This is a genomic window from Peribacillus sp. P4_B1, from assembly GCF_056402395.1.
Genome location: NZ_JBFUHM010000012.1, coordinates 1 through 20,957 on the forward strand (window position 1 = coordinate 1; position 20,957 = coordinate 20,957).

20 protein-coding genes and 1 riboswitch are annotated in these 20,957 nt (G+C 39.0%); of the genes, 18 read left to right on the top strand and 2 right to left on the bottom strand.

What is annotated here, in order from left to right; all coding sequences use genetic code 11:
* Positions 1-273: 273 nt before the first annotated feature.
* Entirely contained in the window at positions 274-1,848 is a 1,575-nt protein-coding gene (gene serA, locus AC1DVK_RS09025; protein ID WP_061463911.1) for a phosphoglycerate dehydrogenase, read from the bottom strand.
* A 1,360-nt stretch (positions 1,849-3,208) separates the two neighbouring features.
* Positions 3,209-3,345, top strand: a riboswitch (FMN riboswitch).
* A 166-nt stretch (positions 3,346-3,511) separates the two neighbouring features.
* On the opposite strand from serA, the gene AC1DVK_RS09030 reads away from it, so the two are divergent.
* On the top strand, positions 3,512-4,093 hold the full coding sequence (locus tag AC1DVK_RS09030) for an ECF transporter S component (protein ID WP_477626330.1): 582 nt from the start codon (positions 3,512-3,514) through the stop codon (positions 4,091-4,093).
* 136 nt (positions 4,094-4,229) lie between these two features.
* Here AC1DVK_RS09030 and AC1DVK_RS09035 read toward each other — a convergent pair whose 3' ends face one another.
* Positions 4,230-4,478: a ferredoxin gene (locus AC1DVK_RS09035; protein ID WP_034308087.1), complete on the bottom strand. Its 249-nt coding sequence runs from the start codon at positions 4,476-4,478 to the stop codon at positions 4,230-4,232.
* Positions 4,479-4,768: 290 nt separating this feature from the next.
* On the opposite strand from AC1DVK_RS09035, the gene AC1DVK_RS09040 reads away from it, so the two are divergent.
* The 17 genes from AC1DVK_RS09040 (at position 4,769) to AC1DVK_RS09120 (ending at position 20,827) form a co-directional block, all read left to right on the top strand.
* Positions 4,769-5,833, top strand: coding sequence for a YpbB family protein (locus tag AC1DVK_RS09040; protein WP_477626331.1), 1,065 nt, complete (start codon positions 4,769-4,771; stop codon positions 5,831-5,833).
* Positions 5,833-7,344: a RecQ family ATP-dependent DNA helicase gene (locus AC1DVK_RS09045; protein ID WP_477626332.1), complete on the top strand. Its 1,512-nt coding sequence runs from the start codon at positions 5,833-5,835 to the stop codon at positions 7,342-7,344. Before AC1DVK_RS09040 ends, AC1DVK_RS09045 begins: the two co-directional genes overlap by 1 nt.
* On the top strand, positions 7,334-7,960 hold the full coding sequence (locus AC1DVK_RS09050) for a CPBP family intramembrane glutamic endopeptidase (RefSeq protein ID WP_089364800.1): 627 nt from the start codon (positions 7,334-7,336) through the stop codon (positions 7,958-7,960). Before AC1DVK_RS09045 ends, AC1DVK_RS09050 begins: the two co-directional genes overlap by 11 nt.
* Positions 7,938-8,741: a LysM peptidoglycan-binding domain-containing protein gene (locus AC1DVK_RS09055; protein ID WP_477626333.1), complete on the top strand. Its 804-nt coding sequence runs from the start codon at positions 7,938-7,940 to the stop codon at positions 8,739-8,741. The genes AC1DVK_RS09050 and AC1DVK_RS09055 overlap by 23 nt, the downstream gene beginning before the upstream one ends.
* 140 nt (positions 8,742-8,881) lie before the next feature.
* Positions 8,882-9,340, top strand: coding sequence for a YpbF family protein (locus tag AC1DVK_RS09060; RefSeq protein WP_061463905.1), 459 nt, complete (start codon positions 8,882-8,884; stop codon positions 9,338-9,340).
* Between the two features lie 100 nt (positions 9,341-9,440).
* Positions 9,441-10,256: a metallophosphoesterase gene (locus AC1DVK_RS09065; RefSeq protein WP_410860437.1), complete on the top strand. Its 816-nt coding sequence runs from the start codon at positions 9,441-9,443 to the stop codon at positions 10,254-10,256.
* A 98-nt stretch (positions 10,257-10,354) separates the two neighbouring features.
* On the top strand, positions 10,355-11,248 hold the full coding sequence (locus tag AC1DVK_RS09070; RefSeq protein ID WP_477626334.1) for a MerR family transcriptional regulator: 894 nt from the start codon (positions 10,355-10,357) through the stop codon (positions 11,246-11,248).
* 88 nt (positions 11,249-11,336) lie between these two features.
* Positions 11,337-11,912, top strand: coding sequence for a genetic competence negative regulator (locus tag AC1DVK_RS09075; RefSeq protein WP_061463902.1), 576 nt, complete (start codon positions 11,337-11,339; stop codon positions 11,910-11,912).
* Between the two features lie 271 nt (positions 11,913-12,183).
* Positions 12,184-13,461 (top strand): Glu/Leu/Phe/Val family dehydrogenase, encoded by a 1,278-nt coding sequence (locus tag AC1DVK_RS09080; protein ID WP_089364796.1) that lies wholly within the window; start codon positions 12,184-12,186, stop codon positions 13,459-13,461.
* 150 nt (positions 13,462-13,611) lie between these two features.
* A complete protein-coding gene (locus AC1DVK_RS09085) occupies positions 13,612-14,580 on the top strand; it encodes a YpdA family putative bacillithiol disulfide reductase (protein ID WP_089364795.1) in 969 nt (322 codons plus the stop codon).
* 28 nt (positions 14,581-14,608) lie between these two features.
* On the top strand, positions 14,609-15,571 hold the full coding sequence (locus tag AC1DVK_RS09090; RefSeq protein WP_089364794.1) for an asparaginase: 963 nt from the start codon (positions 14,609-14,611) through the stop codon (positions 15,569-15,571).
* 89 nt (positions 15,572-15,660) lie between these two features.
* Positions 15,661-16,347 (top strand): glutamic-type intramembrane protease PrsW, encoded by a 687-nt coding sequence (prsW, locus tag AC1DVK_RS09095; protein ID WP_061463898.1) that lies wholly within the window; start codon positions 15,661-15,663, stop codon positions 16,345-16,347.
* A 125-nt stretch (positions 16,348-16,472) separates the two neighbouring features.
* Positions 16,473-17,321: a spore cortex-lytic enzyme gene (gene sleB, locus AC1DVK_RS09100; RefSeq protein WP_061463897.1), complete on the top strand. Its 849-nt coding sequence runs from the start codon at positions 16,473-16,475 to the stop codon at positions 17,319-17,321.
* A gap of 14 nt (positions 17,322-17,335) precedes the next feature.
* A complete protein-coding gene (gene ypeB / locus AC1DVK_RS09105) occupies positions 17,336-18,691 on the top strand; it encodes a germination protein YpeB (protein WP_318686070.1) in 1,356 nt (451 codons plus the stop codon).
* Positions 18,692-19,193: 502 nt separating this feature from the next.
* Complete coding sequence (locus tag AC1DVK_RS09110) at positions 19,194-19,379, top strand: YpfB family protein (RefSeq protein WP_061463895.1); 186 nt, start codon at positions 19,194-19,196, stop codon at positions 19,377-19,379.
* Positions 19,380-19,568: 189 nt separating this feature from the next.
* Complete coding sequence (gene cmk / locus AC1DVK_RS09115; RefSeq protein ID WP_061463894.1) at positions 19,569-20,243, top strand: (d)CMP kinase; 675 nt, start codon at positions 19,569-19,571, stop codon at positions 20,241-20,243.
* Positions 20,244-20,245: 2 nt separating this feature from the next.
* Positions 20,246-20,827 (top strand): lysophospholipid acyltransferase family protein, encoded by a 582-nt coding sequence (locus AC1DVK_RS09120; protein ID WP_477626361.1) that lies wholly within the window; start codon positions 20,246-20,248, stop codon positions 20,825-20,827.
* Positions 20,828-20,957 lie beyond the last annotated feature (130 nt).

Here is a 20,957-nt window from a genome sequence, read left to right on the forward strand (position 1 = left end):
TCAATTCTTCCAACACAAAAGAAAAGTCAATAAGTTCATTGATCTTGCGTAACATGTTATCCTTTGGAACCACTACATCATAAATGGCCATATGAGGACTAAAAACCATAGACGTTTGTTTTTGAATCATCGTACTCACCCACATAAATTTATTACCTTGATTATAAAACAAAAAAAGGTAGATTTCCTCAGAATAAACTGAGAAAATCTACCTCTATTGGCCCGGAAGGGACTTTTTCAGTGCCCTCCGCATGACGGGCACTTTTTTTCTTCTTATAATGAAATACGGGCCATGAACGTAATATCATCTATTTCCATTAAAAATTGTTTCATGTTGTCCTCTAAGGGTTCATCAAAGCTCAGAACCATGATGGCTTCCCCGCCAGCTTTTTTACGACCTACCTGCATTGTGGCGATATTCACTCCGTGGTCACCAAGGATCTTACCTACGTTACCAATAACACCAGGTTTATCGGTATGCTGGATATAAAGTAAATTCGATTCCGGATGAAAGTCGATTTTGAAATCATTCAAACTAACAATTCGAGAACCGTAATTTTCGATATAAGTTCCACTGATTGTTAATTCACGGTTGTCACCTTTTACTTTAAGGCTGATCAAGTTAGAGTACCCTAAAGAGTCCGTAGAGATTTTTTCACCAACTGTGATGCCACGCTCTTTTGCGATCAGCAGGGCATTCACTTCATTGACGGCTGCATCAACTCTTGATTTGAAGAAACCTGAGATCAGACTTTTTGTCAGAATCGCTGTATCGAAGTCCAATGATTCTCCAGCATACGTAACGGAGATTTCCTGAATTCCTTCTTTCATGCATTGAGAAGCAATGGATCCCATTTGCTGAACAAGTTGATAGAATGGTTGTACCTTTTCAAAGACTTCTTTAGAAATGGCTGGAAGGTTGATGGAACTTGAGACTGGATTTCCTTCGAAATAGGTCAATACTTCTTGGGCAACCTGTACGGCCACATTTAATTGGGCCTCTTTCGTAGATGCACCTAGATGAGGTGTAGCTATGACGCTATCCAGTTCAAGCAGTTTATGGCCAAGTGGAGGTTCTTCGACGAAAACGTCCAGTGCCGCTCCGGCAACATGTCCTTCAACTATCGCTTCATATAAGTCATCTTCATCCAGAATACCGCCACGGGCGCAGTTCAGTACATATATGCCTTTTTTACAGGTAAGCAGTTTTTCTTTATTGATCAATCCTCTAGTTTCATTCGTTAGGGGAGTATGCACAGTAATGATGTCTGCTTTAGGAAGCAATTCATCTAAGGGCAGGGATGTAACGGACATTTTCTTTGCACGATCGGCAGTAAGGAACGGATCGTAGACAATGACATCCATACCAAATACTTTAGCACGTTTGGCAATTTCCCCTCCGATACGTCCAAAGCCGACTATACCCAATGTTTTGCCGCGAAGTTCCGTTCCTGTATATGAAGAACGTTTCCACTCCCCATTCTTTAATGAAGCATAAGCTTGCGGAATATGTCGCATCATGGAAGCCATCATCGCAAATGTATGTTCTGCTGTTGAAATGGTATTTCCGTCGGGTGCATTAACCACGACAATTCCGCGTTTTGTCGCTGCGGGGATGTCTATGTTATCGACGCCGACACCAGCGCGTGCTATGATTTTCAACTGCGGCATACGGTTCATTAAATCTTCCGTTACCTTCGTTGCACTTCTTACAAGTATTGCATCAATCCGATCAAGTTCATTTGCCGCTTCCTCTACTGTCTTCTGAATAAGAAGAATATGGGATGCCTCTGATAGCGGTCCGAGTCCTTCTGGTTTGATGGCATCTGCCACTAAAATCCGATACATGCTAAACACCTTCCTAGGGGAGAATAATTATCTTAAATTTCAGTTAATTTTACAATTGAAATGGTAATTATGTCAATTTGACTTAAATGGATGTAAGCGCTTAAAACAATAATTATCATCCTGATCGTGTGTGGAAGGCCGCCATAATATTGGCTTCCTCATCGATTGCTAAAAAAGAAAAATTATTTACATTATTCCGAATTATCATTTTGTATATCCAATTATTGTTTTAAACCTTTTAATCTATAAATGGACATTCACCATGACGATAGATATTCATCCTAACTGCATGTAACAGAGAAAAAATACTTTTCGGTCCTTCCTTATCTTCTCGAGTAGACAAGTACCATTACCTCTGCTCTTCTGACGATTCAGCTGAATACTGGCCAGGTTACCCAGACGTCTGGGCTTGCTGTTACTGAAGTTTCTCTTTCTTCATATAATAAGTATTTATATAATCTATATTTCTCCTACCGCCTTCTATGTTTTTCTCCTGTCTAATTCCGGTAATTCAAAGCTCATTGTCTTCTCACATTTTCCAAAGAGGGCATAAGAATAACAATAAGAAAATCGAGATAAAAGTATTTTGCAAAAATTGTTCCTTTAAATAAGCTATCTTCCGCACGCTCAATTTTCATCAAAAAGAATATAAGCTAAAGGGGCAATCTGCGCAGGGATTTTAATAGGTTAAAAAGTTTTGGAACTTCATTTTGCAGCATTTGCATAAATTAAAATGGATCCCATTTAATGAGTAACTATTTTTGTCCGAAAATAGTTACTTTTTTTGTGTCAAGGTTTAGATGCGCTTTAACATAGGTGGAAAAATGGTTTTTTATTTGCTTAGCCATGTATGAAGGCCATCTTAAAAATCACTTTATTCCTGAACTCTTCGAAAAATAAATCTTTTTCATCTCGATGAGTCCCATAAAAAACACTTCAAGATAAAGGCCTGGCTGATGGGACAATAAAAAATATATAACCTTGTGCAAACTTCATTTAAAAAGAACTACTTATAAAGAATCCTTTTTTCCTGTTGGATAAAAGCTCAAAACCACTGGTAAGCCCAAAGTGGATTACTGGACCAAAGATAAAGTAAGTAAGTCTTAGCGGATTGGTTTGGAGCAAATGATAAAAAGGTTAAAGGCGGAAATTTATTTCTTGCTTTTTTAAATGTGCATGATAAAATCAAATAAATTAAGTGGTGGAGAAACGGTAGGTTTTTGGTAGGAAACTTGGTTGGAAAAGCGGGTTTTCAAAGGGGATTAGTGGAAACACATTAAATCGCCTATATGAATAAACTGCTGATACAAAGCTACTTAACGCACCTTTCGGAAACGAAAGGAAACTAAAAATTTTATAGGTCTATCTTCGGGGCGGGGTGCAATTCCCCACCGGCGGTGATGAAGGAAGTTCTCCTTCTAAGCCCGCGAGCCTTACGGGGCAGGATTTGGTGTGATTCCAAAGCCGACAGTATAGTCTGGATGGGAGAAGATGGAGGTTCCTGAGTGCGTTTCAACAGTCATTTGCTGATACGTTTGTTTGATGTAACCTTTAATTTATCCCTTTAATTCTATTGGAATTAAAGGTTTTTTTATTGAGCATCGACATCATTAAGGAACACTAACCTCTTTTCAGGTAGATCGGAAAAGAAGGAGAGAGAACTATGAAAAAGAATAAAGTGAAAAAAACGGTCACACTGGCAATGATGGGAAGCATTTCTTATTTATTGATGCTTTTGAATTTTCCGTTTCCAGGATTTCCACCTTTTCTGAATGTTGATTTTAGCGACATACCAGCATTGATGGCGGCATTGATTTTTGGTCCTATGGCAGGTATTCTAGTTGAATTTCTTAAAAACCTATTGGATTTAGTCATGACAGGGACCGTGACAGCTGTACCTGTGGGGCATATTGCTAACTTTATAGCTGGAATACTGTTTGTCTTGCCAACTTATTATGTATTTCAGAAAATCAATTCAAAAAAAGGGATGACGTTCGCTTTACTTGCGGGAACAGTTTCCATGGCAGTATTTATGAGTGTTTTAAACTATTATGTCTTTTTACCGGCTTATACCTTCTTTATGGGATGGGATGCAATGTCGGCACCCGAATCAAGAAAGCTAATCACGACGGCAATCTTGCCTTTCAATGTAATTAAAGGCGTGCTTATAACATCTGTATTCATGTTGTTGTTCATTAAATTACAGGCATGGATCAATAAGCAAACATTATATAAAAATGCTTAATGGCATTTACGATAGAAACATAAAAACAACCGATATCCAAATTCGGTTGTTTTTTATGTCCGTTTAATTTGGCAGGGGAAGATGCAATGAAATTGACAAAAAAAAAGCCATTCTCGATTGAAAATGGCTTGTATCTTTATTCGAATTTTAGTGCATCCCCGTCAAATGCCTCATCAGCAACTTTAATAGAATCCGTTGGACATCCTTCAAATGCATCCATCATGTCATCTATAAGTACATCTGGAATTTCAACGATTCCCTCGTTATCGTCAAGGGTAACAAATGCAATCCCTTCGTCATCATAATCATATATATCTGGTGCTGCTGCTCCGCAAGCGCCACAAGCGATGCATGTTTCTTTATCCACAATAGTAAATTTAGCCATGAATATAACCCCTCCTAAGTTGATAGACAACTGATAATCTTTTTATTTCAGATTATTATCTCTTTCTTATTGTAAGACCGAATGCCAAACTTTTCAATAGAAATTGTATTGATAATAACTATCATGTAGCAGGATGTCAACGAAAATCATCGAAATAATTAACATGGCCCTTTCCATGATGCGTCATTTAGTCACATAATTTCCCTTGTTTTCATCAATAATAACGGCGATTTTTGCAGTTTTTTGTTACAATAGGTTTATTGGATAAATGAAACAAGGATGTGAGTCCCATGAAAAATTATCTACAGGCAATCATTCTATATGCGATAAAAAAATTTCAAGGTGAACGTTCCATTTATGCTATATACCATATGCTTCAGGGGAAGAAGTCGTCACAAACAATCCAGGATGCCCATTTATTCGGGTTGACGAATATATTTGGGACAATACCACGATTTACCCGTCAGCAGTTAAATCAAAACATTGAACAGTTCCTTGACCATGAATACATAAATACAACGGATAAATCAGATGCATTTGAAATTAGTATGCAAGGTGAGGAGATGTTAATCGATTACTTCAATGATAATCCTTTTCCGAATTTTATAAATGGTTGGAAGTATCACAATATCACCCCGGTTTTCTGGGGAAGGTTAAACTTACTCATTCAAACCATATCCCATATTGTCCACAATGAAAGACGTTTTTATCCGATACAAAGAAATCCCAAAATCCAATTTTTCGTAAAGGAATTTTTACATGCCAATCGTCAGGACCGAGAGTTGATTGCGCAACATCTATATGAAGAACTGATATCCCTTTTAGAAAGTCAAAGTGATTTGAAACGAGATGTTTTCATTATGAAATTAACTGGGACAAACAGGATTGGGCTTACGTTTGAACAGATTGCAAAAAGGAAAGATCTAGAAGAAGAGTTTATCCGCTTTACTTTCCTTGACTCGTTGCATCAAATGCTTTCTGAAATGGAAACGGGAACGGGTTACCCCCTTTTGTCAACGTTGATCTATGATTGGCAAAGGGGTGAAAATCCTCATTTGACACAATCTACACAAACTACTTTACGATACATCCAAGAAGGGAAAAACCTTGGGGAAATAGCTGAGGTCCGCCGATTGAAAGTCAACACCATTGAGGATCACCTAGTCGAAATTGTCCTATCGGATAAAAGTTTTCCGATTGCCGATTATGTGTCTCTCGACGATGAGAGGGAAATTGCAGCCGCTATTAATGAACTTGGTACGAAAAAGCTTAAGGCTATCAAGCAGATGGTCGATAATAAACAGATAAGCTTTTTCCAAATCAGGCTTGTACTTGCGAAAATAGGTGATGGATGATGAATATAGAACGTGTCCTAAAAGAAAAATTTGGATTTGATGAATTTCGTCCTGGACAAAAAGAAGTGATCGAATCATTGATGTCCGGACGTCATACATTAGCGATGCTACCCACCGGATCCGGTAAATCATTGTGTTATCAGCTGCCGGCTTACCTTTTAAATAAGACTGTCCTAATTGTCTCCCCATTATTATCATTAATGCAGGATCAGGCAGATCAGCTGAAGATGAGTGGCGAAAAAAGCGTATTGACCCTCAATTCTTTTTTGACGCTAAATCAAAAAAGGAAAGCTCTCGATCGATTACATAGTTATCGTTTTATCTTTTTATCTCCTGAAATGCTAAGTCTTGAGAGTGTGCTAAAATCCTTGAAATCGATAGAAATCGGTTTGTTCGTCATAGATGAAGCACACTGCATCTCACAATGGGGTTACGATTTCCGTCCGGATTATTTGAATTTAGGAGAAGTGAGGCGTGAGTTGAACAATCCGTTGACGCTTGCCCTGACAGCAACTGCAACCACTGAAGTCCGAAGGGACATCGTAAGTAAACTCGAAATTGGTCAAGCCGAAGAAATCGTCTCATCTGTTGATCGGGAAAATATTGTAATAATTGTCGAGCGCCTGATCAGTTACGATGAAAAGCTATCCCGTGTACTGGAGCTTGTCAGGAAATTGACAGGGAGCGGTATTATTTATTTTTCATCTAAAAAGGTTGCGGAATCGGTCGCTGGGTTTTTACAGGAAAACGGGATTGACAGTGTCAATTATTATCACGGTGGCATGGAACAGGAACAAAGGATGCTCATTCAGCAGCAATTCATTTCTGGTCAGTTGAAAATTATATGTGCAACAAGTGCTTTTGGAATGGGTGTAAATAAATCGGATGTCAGATACGTTATCCATTTTCATATGCCATCCACGATGGAAGCATATCTTCAGGAGATAGGCAGGGCGGGACGAGATCGGAAACAAAGTGTCGCTGTCTTATTATATGGCGAAGGGGATGAAGGGCTTCCCTTGCGTTTGATGGAACAACAGTTACCTACGGATATGCAAATCGAGGGTGTTTGTTCTTTCCTTAATGCTTCACAAAAGGGTTTGGCGAATTTCACCCTATCAGAAAAAGAACAGCTGTCTCAATCTTTTTCTTTGAACGATATCCAACTTCGTTTTTTTACCCAGCTCATTAATGGAACTAAAAATCCTTTAGACCAAATGTCAGAAATGAAAGAGTATTGCCAAAAGAGGAAATCCGGTAATCAAGAAAAGCTGCATAAATTCCTTCATTGGTTATATGCACGTGAATGTCGCCGTATAGGGATACTGCACTACTTTGAAGAAAAGCAGCGAGTAGTGAACCCCATTTGCTGTGATATCTGTGGAATGGATGCCGAAAAAATGGCTGATGTATGGCCGGAAGTTAAGGTTGATCCAGTTAATCCCTTTTCCACGTGGAAAAATGAATTGGCTTTAATCTTATTAAAGAAGGAAAATGGGAATGAAAAATAAGCAAGCTGAATTAATTAAACAACTAACAGACAAGCAGTTGCTATATAATTTGTTTCTTACACAAATTATTCTCTTAACGTTAGCCGCTTTTTTAGGTATTATTTTATTTGAGGACCGTTCTGCTTTTTTCGACTTATTTATCTTTGATGACCTGAATATTTTGCTGATTGGAATTCCCGCTGGAGTCATTGTCTTGTTATTTGACATTTTATTGATGAGAGTGACACCATCTTCCTATCAGGATGATGGTGGTATTAACGAACGCATTTTCAGTAACTTGTCATACCAGATGATTTTTGTCGTTGCTTTAGTGGTAGCTATAAGCGAAGAATTATTATTTCGTGGAGTGTTGCAAACACATTTGGGATTGCTATGGACGAGCCTGATTTTTGCAGCCGTTCATTATCGTTACCTTTTTAATTGGTTTTTATTTTTAAATGTTTTGGTTTTGAGCTTCTTTATCGGTTTTCTATTTGAAATGACTAATAATATCATCGTGACGATTACGGCCCACTTTTTGATTGACTTTATCCTTGGTGTTCTAATCAGGAGCAAAAAGCAAAGAGGGTTGAGCAAGAAAGGGGGTGACTTGAATGAGCCGAGTCCAAAAGAATGAAAAAGAAAACGACCAGGCTGGTGAACTTCGTTCGCGAATTGAACGTCAGAAGGCTAAGTCATCATTGCCCAAGCGCAGTAAAGTCCACCAAAATAAAAAGAAAAAAAGTAAAGTGAAGATTAAGTTTCCAATGATACAATTATTAGCGTTATTTTTTATTTTGCTTCCAATTGGGTTTTACAGCCTTTATACATATCTTCAGCATAGACCTGTACATGATACAAAAAGTGACCAAGTCGTCATTGATGAAAATAAGGGAGACGAGGATAAAGAAACGATTCCAACTACAGCAACTGCAGCTGATTTAAAGGAAAAGAAAGAGAAAGCGTCGGCAAAGGCTGAAGCGGAGAAAGAAAAAGAAGAAGCTGAAGCTAAAGCTAAAGCTAAAGCAGAGGAAGAAGAGAAGCGGAAAGGCGCAAAAGAGGAGCAAGCAAAGAAAAAGGCAGAAGAAAAGGCAAAAGCACAGCAAGTAGCAGAAGAAAAGGCAAAAGCACAGCAAATAGCTGACGAAAAAGCAAAAGCACAGCAAATAGCTGATGAAAAAGCAAAGAGGGAAGCAGCCGAAAAGAAAGTGACAGCCGAACGCGTTCAAGACGCGAAACCGAATAAAGATGATTACAAGGTTCTCTTACATACTGTACAAGGTGAGGAAACATTATTCCGCATCTCCATGAACTACTACAAATCACAGGAAGGCATTGCCCTTATCAGGGAGTGGAATGGGCTGAATGGCAATGAAATCTCCAAGGGTCAGGTGTTAAAAATACCGATCAAGAAATAATGATGGCACCCTGTCTTTAGAGGCAGGGTGTTTTTGTTAAATGTTTGGCTTGTTTTTAGGATGTAAACTTGACAGGTACTTTATCATTTTTTCCTGGACAGCTTCATATCATGATTTGTAAGAGTAGAGGAGGAAATGCGATGGAATCGACAATCATTTTATTGGATGAAAAAACCGATCAAGCAACAAAACAAATGCTTCAGAATGTTGTGGGTCGAAAAAAAAAGTTCGAGGCTCTTAAAAAGAAGCATCTTCAAAGCTTGTGGGCAACCATGATTGTTGCTGCCCTTTTTTTGGTGTATCTTTATTTTTATATCGTTGTACCTTATTCCTATTCCTTTTTTAGTATGTTTAGTGTTTTCGTCGACCATTTTAGCCATTTCCTTTTTTTGGCGGCCGCCATTGGCCTATATGGATATATGGTATTAATTAAAAAAAAGCTTGATAAAGCAGAAAAGGAGTTTCAGCTTCTTCGCTGCGAAATTATTAATAAAAGCAAGCAATTATGGGAAAAAGAGGAAGAATGGAAAAATCGACATAAAGTATTTGAAATGATGAAAAAAAATTATGATATTAACTTATATCATGAAAATAAATGAATGATCACGTTAAAAATCATATTTGATTGCGAGTAATTTTGTTTTATGGTTATATGAAGGTAACTCTTGGGATTAGGATGGAAAGAAGGTTTAACGAAGGATGTTATTGGTATCTGGATTACTATTAGTCATCATTTTACTGATAGTTGCCACGATCATTTATATGTGGCGTACTGCTAAGCAAGATAGGCTGATTTTTCAAGATTTATATTTCAAAGACTTTCCTGAAGGGTTTGGCGATATGCGGATTTTCTTCATATCCGATCTTCATCGACGGATCATATCGGATAAATTAATTGAGGGTGCCCGTGACAAGGCAGATTTGGTAATCATAGGCGGGGACATAAGGGAAAGAGGGGTCCCCATAGAACGTGTGGAAAAAAATATATTAAAATTAAAAGAACTTGGTCCCCTTTATTTTGTTTGGGGAAATAATGATTATGAAGGGGATTTCCATGAGCTTGATGCAACTCTTCTGAAGCATGGAGTAAAAATGCTTGATAATACAGCTGTTTCTTTTGAGTCTCAAAATGGCAGGAAAATCGCTCTTCTGGGCATTGATGATATAACGGAGGAACGAGATAGGCTTGACCTTGCTCTGTCGGATTGCGGGAATGAGACTTTTCGGATTTTGGTGAGTCATAACCCTTTGATAATGAAACAATTGATTCCGGAACACCAGATAGGTCTCGTCCTGTCCGGTCACACCCATGGCGGACAGATCCGCCTATTCGGATTAGGGCCCTATAAGATAGGCAGCATTAAAAAGGAGGGGGAGTGTTTGTTTATGACGAGTAATGGTTATGGGACAAGCACAGTCCCTTTAAGGCTTGAGGCTAAGCCGGAAACGCATCTATTCAACCTGAAAAGGGGGACGAGCACGGAGGTGGGCGTTCCGGTGGTGAAGACCTATTAAGCTGCTTTTAATCTAGCATATCTGGGTTTTACAGACTTAAAATAATCAACTATAATTTCAACAAATGAACGTACAGTTATTGGAGGCCTTGTAAAACCATGCAAGAAGGTAAATATAATATAAAGGCAGTTTCAAAACTGCTAGACATTCAGCCGGGAACCTTGAGGGCATGGGAAAGGCGCTATAAATTTATCGAACCTGTCAGGAATGAATCAGGGCACCGGCTGTATACAGAAAAACATTTGCAAATCCTAAAATGGCTCATCAATAAAACAGAGCAAGGTTTCACAATCAGCCAGGCCGTTTCACTTCTTGAAAGTACTGGCACTCCAGCGACTGAAGTTCCTGAAATGACCCTTAAGGACGAACAAACGATTAAGTTATCGGATCAATTAATCGAGGCCCTATTGAATTTCAATGAAAATAAAGCACACATGCTGATAAGCCAAGCATTCAGTATGTATACACTCGAACATACCATAGTTGATATACTCGGTTCCATATTGGTTCAGGTAGGGGATAAGTGGGAAAGGGGAGAAATTACTTCCGCCCATGAACACTTTGCTTCGAACATCCTAAAATCCAGGATCAGTTCAGTCATGCATACGATTCCGACTAACGGTTTTCTTCCGAAAGCCCTTACCGTTTGTGCCCCTGGTGAAAAACATGAATTCGGACTGTTGGTCTTTACCGTTTTTTTGAAACGGAAAGGATATGAAACCATTTATTTGGGAGAATCCATCGTCGATAAGGATCTTTTTACTGTTTTAAACATCATAAGGCCCTCATACTTATTCATGTCATGTTCACTGAAAGAGAATCTCGATGGAACATTCAGGCTGGTTGAAGCCTTAATAAATGATTTTCCGGATTTGAAGGTGGGTCTTGGGGGTGCGGCGCTGAGCCTTGTATCCGAAGAAATCCGTACTTCCTTCAGCGGAGTTTTAATGGGTGATTCACAATCGGAATGGGAGGAATGGCTGAAGGGTTAGCGGCAGGCTTTGGAGAAATAATGGATATGCACTCTAAGACCAAGGCTTCATATGATGTATGAAGATGGTAACCAGGGGGCATTTTTTTATGAAGCTGGAGCGATTAACTAATAATAAAATCAAGATTTTTTTGACCCTTGATGATTTGATTGATAGAGGTATAACAAAAGAAGATATTTTAGGGAATTCCTTAAAGGTCCACAAGTTATTTCAGGATATGGTCGAAGAAGCGTGCGAAGAACTCAGCTTTAAAATGAGTGGTTCCATTGCAATCGAAATTTTTTCCCTGCCTGCTCAAGGGTTAATAATCATTGTAACGAAGGAAGAAGAGGAGTTATTGACAGACGAAGAGGAATTTTTGGATTTACAGGTGAAAATTGATGACCATCCCCATATTCTGTATGTTTTCGATGATTTTGAAGATATCGTCCAATTATCTCAAAGATTGTCTTTTCAAGGTTTGATAAAGAGTAATCTTTATCATTATGAGGGAAGATACTATTTACTTATCGAAAATATTAAAGACGCGACATATGACACGATCATCTCTTTAGCGGCTGAGTATGGCCATGCATCAACACTGACACTCTGCCGCATCAATGAATATGGAACATGTATAATCGAAAATGAAGCGATACATGTTTTGATCTCACACTTTAGTTAGATGTAAACCGAAAGAGACAAGGCAGCCACATAATGGAAAAACAATGCGGGTTGCCTTACTTGTCTCACCTTTCCTGCCGAAGAAAATATATGGTAACAGGGTAAGAAAACAGTTGATATGATAACGTTTTCATTTTTAGAATATTTCCAACTTTTAAATTCCCATTTTAACTCTTGCATAAATATAACGAAGGTGTATACTAGCACATGAAGAGGACTATTTGAAGATTATAATTTGATATATGGATGAGATTTTCTAGGAGGTACTTTTAATGGAATCGGCAAAAGGCAATAGCCATGTAAATGAAGAGGAAAAACACGACGTACTGAGGTCTACCCAAACAGTAATACATAAAGCTTTAGATAAGCTGGGTTACCCGGAAGAAGTTTATGAGCTTTTGAAGGAACCATTGCGTTTATTAACGGTGAAGATGCCAATCCGCATGGATGATGGGTCAGTTAAAATTTTCACTGGTTACCGTGCACAGCATAACGATGCTGTTGGGCCTACAAAAGGTGGTATCCGTTTTCACCCAAATGTAACGGAACGTGAAGTGAAAGCATTATCCATTTGGATGAGTTTGAAATGCGGAATCGTTGATTTACCATATGGCGGGGGTAAAGGCGGTATCGTTTGTGATCCTCGTAATATGTCCTTCCGTGAACTGGAAAGGCTAAGCCGTGGCTATGTTCGCGCAATTAGCCAAATCGTTGGGCCGACTAAAGATATCCCGGCACCTGATGTATTTACAAATTCTCAGATCATGGCTTGGATGATGGATGAATACAGCCGTATGGATGAATTCAACTCACCAGGATTCATTACGGGTAAACCGCTTGTACTTGGCGGTTCTCATGGCCGTGAATCAGCCACTGCCAAGGGTGTAACGATTTGTATCAATGAAGCTGCCAAGAAACGCGGCATTGATATTAAAGGTGCACGTGTCGTCATTCAAGGTTTTGGTAACGCAGGTAGTTTCTTAGCTAAATTCATGCATGATGCAGGTGCTAAAGTTATTGGGATTTCAGATGCATATGGTGCTCTTCATGATCCTGAAGGCTTGGATATCGATTATCTTCTCGATCGGAGAGATAGTTTCGGAACCGTTACGAAATTGTTTAAAAGCACAATTTCAAATAAGGAACTGCTTGAATTAGATTGTGATATTTTAGTTCCGGCTGCAATTGAAAACCAAATCACTGAAGAAAATGCTGCTGATATCAAAGCATCGATCGTTGTCGAGGCAGCAAACGGACCTACAACAATTGAAGCGACACAAATCCTAACGGATCGTGGAATCCTTCTTGTTCCTGATGTTCTTGCTTCTGCTGGTGGAGTAACGGTTTCCTACTTCGAATGGGTACAAAATAATCAAGGATATTACTGGTCTGAAGAAGAAGTGGACGAAAAGCTGGAAAAAATCCTTGTCAAATCTTTTAATAATATATATGAACTTGCACAATCCAGACGTGTTGATATGCGTCTTGCGGCTTATATGATCGGTGTAAGAAAAATGGCTGAAGCTTCACGCTTCCGTGGTTGGATCTAAAAGATTCAGATCATGTATTGATTATAATTAAAATCATGTTCATTGCTTTATCATTGAAATGATTTGTAAAAACTCCTATCATGTATTGATAGGAGTTTTTATTTTTAGACGAACGAATTATATAGTGAATGGAAAGGCAGTGGAGTATAGATGAATGTTGAAGAAGTCATTATCATAGGCGGGGGGCCTTGTGGATTGGCTGCTGCTATCGCTCTTAAAGAAGTGGGAATACAGTCCCTGATCATTGAAAAAGGTAATGTGGTGGATTCCATTTACCGGTATCCAACTCACCAAACATTTTTCAGTTCAAGTGAAAAACTGGAGATTGGTGATACCGCTTTTATTATCGAAAATCGTAAACCGGTCCGTAATCAGGCTCTAGCCTATTATAGGGAAGTGGTCAGAAGGAAAGAATTGCGGATCAATAAATTTGAAAAAGTAGAAAAAGTGGAAAAACGTAAAGATGGAAAATTTTTGGTCAAGACATCAAAAGGTGACTATACTGCTCTACATGTGATCGTATCGACCGGATATTATGATCATCCTAACTATATGTGCATTCCAGGCGAACAGCTTCCTAAAGTGTTTCATTACTTCAAGGAGGGCCACCCCTACTTTAATTGTGATGTTGCAGTCATCGGTGGTAAAAACTCAAGTGTGGATGCGGCACTGGAATTGGTCAAATCAGGCGCAAGAGTTACAGTCCTTTATAGAGGATCGGATTACTCTTCAAAAGTCAAACCATGGATTCTCCCGGAATTTGAATCATTAGTCCGCAATGGAACGATCAAGATGGAGTTTAATGCGAATGTTGATAAGATAACTGAAGATAGCGTCATATATCATGTAGGTGAAGAGGAAAAAGTTGTTAAAAATGATTTTGTGTTTGCCATGACTGGCTACCATCCTGATCATACCTTTTTAGCTTCAATGGGCATAAATATTGATAAGGAGACTGGAAGGCCCGAATATAACGAGGAAACGATGGAAACGAACGTTAAAGGCCTTTATATTGCAGGAGTTCTGGCAGCTGGAAATAATGCGAACGAAATCTTCATTGAAAATGGCAGGTTCCATGGTGGTTTGATTGCCTATCATTTGGCTGTTAAAGAAAAGTGAATGGAATGAAAAAGGAGGATGTGGAAATATGGATAAAATAACATTGATAACGACAGGCGGGACTATTGCCAGTAAAGAAACAATTAATGGTATGTTGGCCTCAGGTGCATTGACTGGCCAGGAGTTGGCATCACTTTGCGAACTACCCAACGATATCGAGGTTAAAGTGGTGGATGTTTTCCAGATTTCAAGCATGTCCATGTCCTTTGAGAAAATGCAACAGCTTAAATTAGCCATTCATAAGGAATTGGAAGATCCGGAAGTTACGGGAATCGTTGTGACCCACGGTACGGATACACTAGAGGAAACGGCTTACTTCCTTGATGTCACGAATAAAGATCAACGTCCAATTGTATTAACCGGCTCCCAGCGGTCTCCCCATGACGTGGGAACCGATGTATATTCCAATCTAAGGAATTCAATATTATGCGCTGCGAGTGATTTGCTTAGGGATGTTGGCGTAGTTGTCGTTTTTAATGAGCGGATCTATTCAGCAAAGTATGTTAAAAAAGTCCATGCTTCCAATTTGCAGGGATTCGAATCATTTGGATATGGATATTTGGGGATAATTGATAATGATGTCGTAAGCATTTATCAAAAACCTTTACATAGGGAGTATTACGAGATTCAGAATTGCATTCCCAGAGTGGATATCATCAAGTGCCACACAGGTGCTGATGGCATCTTTATTGAGGCAGCGGTTGCAAATGGTGCAAAAGGCATCGTGCTCGAGGGTGTAGGAAGGGGACAAGGCACCCCTGAAATGGTAACTTCCATACAAAATGTAATCGATAATGGCATTACGGTCGTCATGACAACAAGTGCCGAAGAAGGTAAAGTTTACCCGGCATATGATTATGTAGGCAGCGCATTTGATTTAAAACAGCGCGGTGTGATATTAGGTGCTGATTATGACAGCAAAAAGGCTAGAATTAAGTTAGCTGTCGTGCTGGCAAGCGAAAACTCTGTAGATGAAACTTTCTTTAAGTAAATAAATGCTGGAAGACTTGATTCTTGGATTCAGTTTTTCTTCATTCCGTGGTACGATTAAGGAAAAGAAGAGGAAAAGAGGGTCAGCTAATGCTGGTCATGTTGTCAGCGGCTATTGCGCCAGGGTTGGCGCTACTTAGCTATTTCTATTTGAAAGATCAATATGAAACCGAGCCTATATCGGTTGTGGTCAAAACATTTTTATTCGGTGTCTTTCTGGTTTTGCCGATAATGTTCATACAGTATGTGCTCGAAACGGAACATATCTTGAATACCGACTTAGCTAATGCATTTTTATGGGCTGCACTGCTTGAGGAATTCTTCAAGTGGTTCATTCTCATTTATGTTATTTATCAGCACGTAGCATTCGATGAGCCATATGATGGGATCGTGTACGGCGCTGCAGTCTCCCTTGGATTCGCTACGATGGAGAATATTTTATACCTGCTGGCCAACGGGGTGGAACATGCTTTTCTCAGGGCGGTTCTCCCTGTATCCAGTCATGCTTTGTTCGGTGTGCTCATGGGGTATTATTTGGGCAAGGCGAAATTTTCAGCTTCGAATAATAGGTTCTATTTATTATTGGCATTGGTCATCCCAATCGCTTTACATGGGGTTTATGACTATATTTTAGTTTCCCAAAAATTTTGGGTATACTTCATTATGCCATTTATGATTTGCCTATGGTGGTTAGGTATGAAAAAAGTAAAAAAAGCACGTTTGTTGTCTGACTTTCACGCAGAAAAACTTTCTCAAAAACATTTTATTAGCAAATGATAAATACTTCCAAAACGGAGTGCTGGCATATTTTGCCCGCTCCGTTTTTTTATGGTATGGAATAAAAAAGCCAGTTAAGAAGAAAATAGTATTACATTAATTCAAGAAAAAGAGGAGTGTTTTTGATGAAAGGAATTTCGTCAAAATGGAAATGGCTATTGCTGTTTTCGTGTATAACTATTTGTTTCGGAATTTACCCGGAAACAAGAACAAATGCCTTTTCGAGCCAAGTCATTCAAAAAGGTGCGGTTGGTGATGATGTAATTGAAATGCAGGCACGATTACAAAACATCGGTTACTATAATGGAAAGATTGATGGAGCCTATGGGTGGGGAACTTATTGGGCACTTCGAAACTTTCAACAAGATTTCGGGCTTCCTATCGATGGTTTAGCAGGAACTACAACAAAACAGAAGTTGACCAATGCCTCTAACTTCAATAAAAAATTTGTTCACGAACAGATCAATAAAGGGAACGAGTTCACCTATTATGGGGGGGTCCCCATTGAAAAACAGGTGAAAGTGAAAAGAAATGCAAATGGATCCAAGTCAGGTGGAGGCAATGCTTCCGGAAATGCCCCTTCCAAAACGGCGACATCAGCCAATCTTCCGGGAGGATATTCTCAAAACGATATACAGCTGATGGCCAATGCCGTTTATGGAGAGGCACGAGGGGAGCCATATACAGGTCAGGTTGCTGTTGCAGCAGTAATTCTGAATAGGGTGGAAAGTGCAGCTTTCCCGAATACGATTTCAGGAGTAATTTTTGAACCTGGGGCCTTTACGGCTGTTGCGGATGGACAGATTTGGCTGACTCCAAACGAAAGGGCAAAAGAAGCCGTGGTGGATGCCATCAATGGTTGGGATCCAAGCAGTAATGCAGAATATTACTTTAATCCCGATACGGCAACAAGTAAATGGATCTGGTCAAGACAACAAATTAAAAGAATCGGAAAACATATCTTTTGTAAGTAAAGAGGTGAAGGAAAATGATCAGGAATATAGTGATTGCCCTGCTTGTTGTAGTTGTTGCAGGAACTGCATTCTGGGGCTATCAAGAACATAAGGAAAAAAATGCTATATTAATTAACGCGGAAAATACGTATCAGCGAGCCTTTCATGATTTAAGCTACCAAGTAGATTTATTGCACGATAAGGTCGGCGGTACTTTGGCGATGAATTCAAGATATTCATTAAGTCCAGCTTTAACAGATGTTTGGCGTATCACTTCCGAAGCCCAAAGTGATGTAGGGCAATTGCCATTGACCTTGCTTCCTTTTAATAAGACAGAAGAATTTTTATCAAAAATTGCGGACTTCAGTTATAAAACAGCTGTACGTGACCTTGAAAAAGAACCATTGAATGATCAGGAATATTCGACTTTGCAATCCTTGTACACGCAGGCAGGGGACATCCAGGACGAGTTAAGAAAAGTCCAGTATCTAGTCCTTAAAAACAATTTAAGATGGATGGATGTCGAAATGGCTCTTGCATCTGGAAAAGAAAATTCAGATAACACGATCATCGACGGATTAAAAACTGTAGAGAAAAAAGTTTCTGGATATGGGGAAACAAATGAGATGAATCCGACGTTTACTACTGCACCACAGAGGGATGAAAACTTCAAAAATTTGCAAGGTGCAACCATTACAAAACAAGAAGCGATTGCGACAGCAAAAAGCTATGCTCATTCAAAAAGCAAAAATTTGAAGGTGAATGTTGAAGAAAACGGCAAAGGTTCCGATTATGGATTTTATAGTGTGAGCATCCTCGATAAGGACTCCGGTACCGAATTAAATATGGATTTAACAAAAAAAGGCGGTTACCCTATTTGGTATATCAATAATAGGGACGTGAACAAAACAAATATTGATTTGAATCAAGCCAATACAAAAGCCATAGATTTTTTAAAGGAACATGATTTCAGTTCACTTGAATTATTTGAAAGTGCTCAGTACGATAATATCGCTTTACTTAATTTCGTATCATCTGAAAATGGAGTCAAGATTTATCCTGATTCAGTCAAGGTCAAAATCGCATTGGATGACGGATCCGTTATAGGATTTTCAGCTGACGAGTATTTAAAATCACATAAAACCAGGGAAATAGGAAATCCGAAAATATCCGAGAAAGAAGCTAAGGACAAAATCAACTTGAATGTGAAAGTAATGGAAGAAGGAAAGGCGTTAATCATCAATGATATTGGTGAAGAAGTACTTTGTTATGAATTTCTCGGCACGATTAAAGAGGATACCTACCGTATTTTCATTAATGCAGATACTGGTCAAGAAGAAAAGGTGGAAAAATTAAAGAACTCCGAACCCGTATACGAGAATTTAATTTAAACTGTCAGGATGTTTCATTCATTTAGGGAAATGTGCCAAGTCACTTTCCCTTTTTTATATGGGAAAATTCATTGGTAATGTTATGTTGTTTCCTGATATGTTCAAATACGTGCGAATGGTTGTAACCCTTGATACGGCATATATCCAGAACATTCCGGGTGTACTCCCTTTCGCAATGGTGGATATCAGTAGCAGAGCTTCTAAAGGCTTTAAAAAKGGGCTCATATACAATCGGTTTCGCAATGATACCTGTGGATGGCGCTTACACTAAAATCGGGGAGATCCATTATTTACGTTTAGTGTAACGGAGAAAGAGCATGGAGATAAGCTACTGTACGTCAATTTCTTGGATTGACTAAAAATGAAGTACAGACACTAATGAGATTCATTTTTGAAAAGCAGGTCGATTTAAAGAAAAAAGGCTTGTAAGTTTGACATGATTGAATGAAAAACAGCTATTCCATCCATACTGCTAATATAAACAGTATGGAAGGTGCGGCTTATGAAAACATTTGAAAGACTATTAATTAAAGTGATAATCATCCAATTGGCCTGCTTATTTTTTTTCCAGTTCCTTTTGAGCAGGGAGGATCAAATCTTTGATTTGACCAAGCTTTCGAGGTATGAAGGTGTCACTAGCAATAATTATACGAAAATCATTGAAACATTCAATGGGACCTCAAAGTAAAAGCGGTGATCCGCTTTTTTTGTATGAAGATTTTCGATAAAGGGAAATGATTGATGGATGTATGATCGAGAGATGAACTAGGTGATTTTGAACGTACACTTCCCTTTTATTAATGATTTTCCCGCTAGATGTGATAAAATATAAGGGTACTAAATAATCAGCATGATTGTAGGATTCTTGGGAGGATTTATGGAAAAAAAATTATCAGTTGCAATCGATGGACCAGCTGCTGCTGGAAAAAGCACGGTTGCTAAAATTGTTGCAGAAAAGTTCAATTACATATATGTGGATACAGGTGCAATGTACAGGGCCCTTACTTATAAGGCCATTAACCAACAGATTCGACTGAATGATGAACAAGCACTATCCGAAGTTCTCATCAATACAGATATCGAATTAAGACCAAGTGAAAATGGGCAGTTGGTGTTCGTGGATAATGTGGACGTGACAGCCCAAATCAGAAACAATGAAGTGACTGGTTCTGTTTCGGAGGTGGCAAAGCACCGGAGCATCCGGGAAGAAATGGTTTGCAGGCAGCAAATCTTTGGTGAAAATGGCGGAGTTGTCATGGATGGTAGGGATATCGGAACGCACGTTCTTCCCAACGCCGAAGTAAAAGTATTTCTAGTCGCCTCTGTAGATGAAAGGGCACAGCGGAGACATCAGGAAAATATATTGAAAGGTTTCCCATCCGATATCGAAAAGTTAAGGGAAGAAATTGCAACAAGGGACAAGCTGGACTCGGAACGCGAGGTATCGCCCCTGAAAAAGGCAGTGGATGCCATCGAAATTGATACGACTTCATTATCGATTCAAGAAGTGGCAGAAAGTATCATGTCTTTAATAGAAGAGAGGAAAAGATGAAATTGGATTTTTACACATTTGGCAAAAACGTCGTAAAAGGCGTTTTAATGCCAGCGTATAGGGTTAAGACGCTTGGAAAGGAACATATCCCTAAAGAGGGCGGAGTATTGATTTGTGCCAATCACATTGATAATTTTGATCCGCCTGTAGTTGGCATGACATCTCCAAGGGACATCCATTTCATGGCGAAAGAAGAGTTGTTTCAAGCACCTATTTTAAAGGATATATTACCCAGAGTAAATGCATTTCCCGTGAAGCGGGGCAATAGCGATCGGGAATCCCTTAGAAAAGGTTTAAAGCTATTGAAAGAGGGCAAGGCTATTGGGCTGTTTCCCGAGGGAACCAGGAGTAAGACAGGTGAATTGGGAGAAGGTTTGGCTGGCGCCGGATTTTTCGCACTGCGATCTGATGCCGTGATCATACCATGTGCGATTATCGGCCCATATAAACTTTTGCGTCCTTTGAAGGTGGTTTACGGACCTCCTATAAATTTTACCGAATATCGGGAACGGAAAATATCAGCTGATGAAGCTACTAAAATCATCATGGAACAAATTGGAAAATTGATTTCCAAGCATAAATAGTTCTTGATACTTGACAATTTTCTGATTTTGTTAGAATTTATAAAATAAGGGTATTGTTCCTTATTGGGGATGAAAAGGAATATAACCTTATTACTCTAAAAAAAACTGTTTTTATCTTTATTAGGAAAGT

What these genes read in the sequence shown, in the direction of transcription:
- serA (WP_061463911.1), bottom strand. Translation starts at nt 1,848, where the DNA reads ATGTATCGGATTTTAGTGGCAGATGCCATCAAACCAGAAGGACTCGGA.
- AC1DVK_RS09030 (WP_477626330.1), top strand. Translation starts at nt 3,512, where the DNA reads ATGAAAAAGAATAAAGTGAAAAAAACGGTCACACTGGCAATGATGGGA.
- AC1DVK_RS09035 (WP_034308087.1), bottom strand. Translation starts at nt 4,478, where the DNA reads ATGGCTAAATTTACTATTGTGGATAAAGAAACATGCATCGCTTGTGGC.
- AC1DVK_RS09040 (WP_477626331.1), top strand. Translation starts at nt 4,769, where the DNA reads ATGAAAAATTATCTACAGGCAATCATTCTATATGCGATAAAAAAATTT.
- AC1DVK_RS09045 (WP_477626332.1), top strand. Translation starts at nt 5,833, where the DNA reads ATGAATATAGAACGTGTCCTAAAAGAAAAATTTGGATTTGATGAATTT.
- AC1DVK_RS09050 (WP_089364800.1), top strand. Translation starts at nt 7,334, where the DNA reads ATGAAAAATAAGCAAGCTGAATTAATTAAACAACTAACAGACAAGCAG.
- AC1DVK_RS09055 (WP_477626333.1), top strand. Translation starts at nt 7,938, where the DNA reads ATGAGCCGAGTCCAAAAGAATGAAAAAGAAAACGACCAGGCTGGTGAA.
- AC1DVK_RS09060 (WP_061463905.1), top strand. Translation starts at nt 8,882, where the DNA reads ATGGAATCGACAATCATTTTATTGGATGAAAAAACCGATCAAGCAACA.
- AC1DVK_RS09065 (WP_410860437.1), top strand. Translation starts at nt 9,441, where the DNA reads ATGTTATTGGTATCTGGATTACTATTAGTCATCATTTTACTGATAGTT.
- AC1DVK_RS09070 (WP_477626334.1), top strand. Translation starts at nt 10,355, where the DNA reads ATGCAAGAAGGTAAATATAATATAAAGGCAGTTTCAAAACTGCTAGAC.
- AC1DVK_RS09075 (WP_061463902.1), top strand. Translation starts at nt 11,337, where the DNA reads ATGAAGCTGGAGCGATTAACTAATAATAAAATCAAGATTTTTTTGACC.
- AC1DVK_RS09080 (WP_089364796.1), top strand. Translation starts at nt 12,184, where the DNA reads ATGGAATCGGCAAAAGGCAATAGCCATGTAAATGAAGAGGAAAAACAC.
- AC1DVK_RS09085 (WP_089364795.1), top strand. Translation starts at nt 13,612, where the DNA reads ATGAATGTTGAAGAAGTCATTATCATAGGCGGGGGGCCTTGTGGATTG.
- AC1DVK_RS09090 (WP_089364794.1), top strand. Translation starts at nt 14,609, where the DNA reads ATGGATAAAATAACATTGATAACGACAGGCGGGACTATTGCCAGTAAA.
- prsW (WP_061463898.1), top strand. Translation starts at nt 15,661, where the DNA reads ATGCTGGTCATGTTGTCAGCGGCTATTGCGCCAGGGTTGGCGCTACTT.
- sleB (WP_061463897.1), top strand. Translation starts at nt 16,473, where the DNA reads ATGAAAGGAATTTCGTCAAAATGGAAATGGCTATTGCTGTTTTCGTGT.
- ypeB (WP_318686070.1), top strand. Translation starts at nt 17,336, where the DNA reads ATGATCAGGAATATAGTGATTGCCCTGCTTGTTGTAGTTGTTGCAGGA.
- AC1DVK_RS09110 (WP_061463895.1), top strand. Translation starts at nt 19,194, where the DNA reads ATGAAAACATTTGAAAGACTATTAATTAAAGTGATAATCATCCAATTG.
- cmk (WP_061463894.1), top strand. Translation starts at nt 19,569, where the DNA reads ATGGAAAAAAAATTATCAGTTGCAATCGATGGACCAGCTGCTGCTGGA.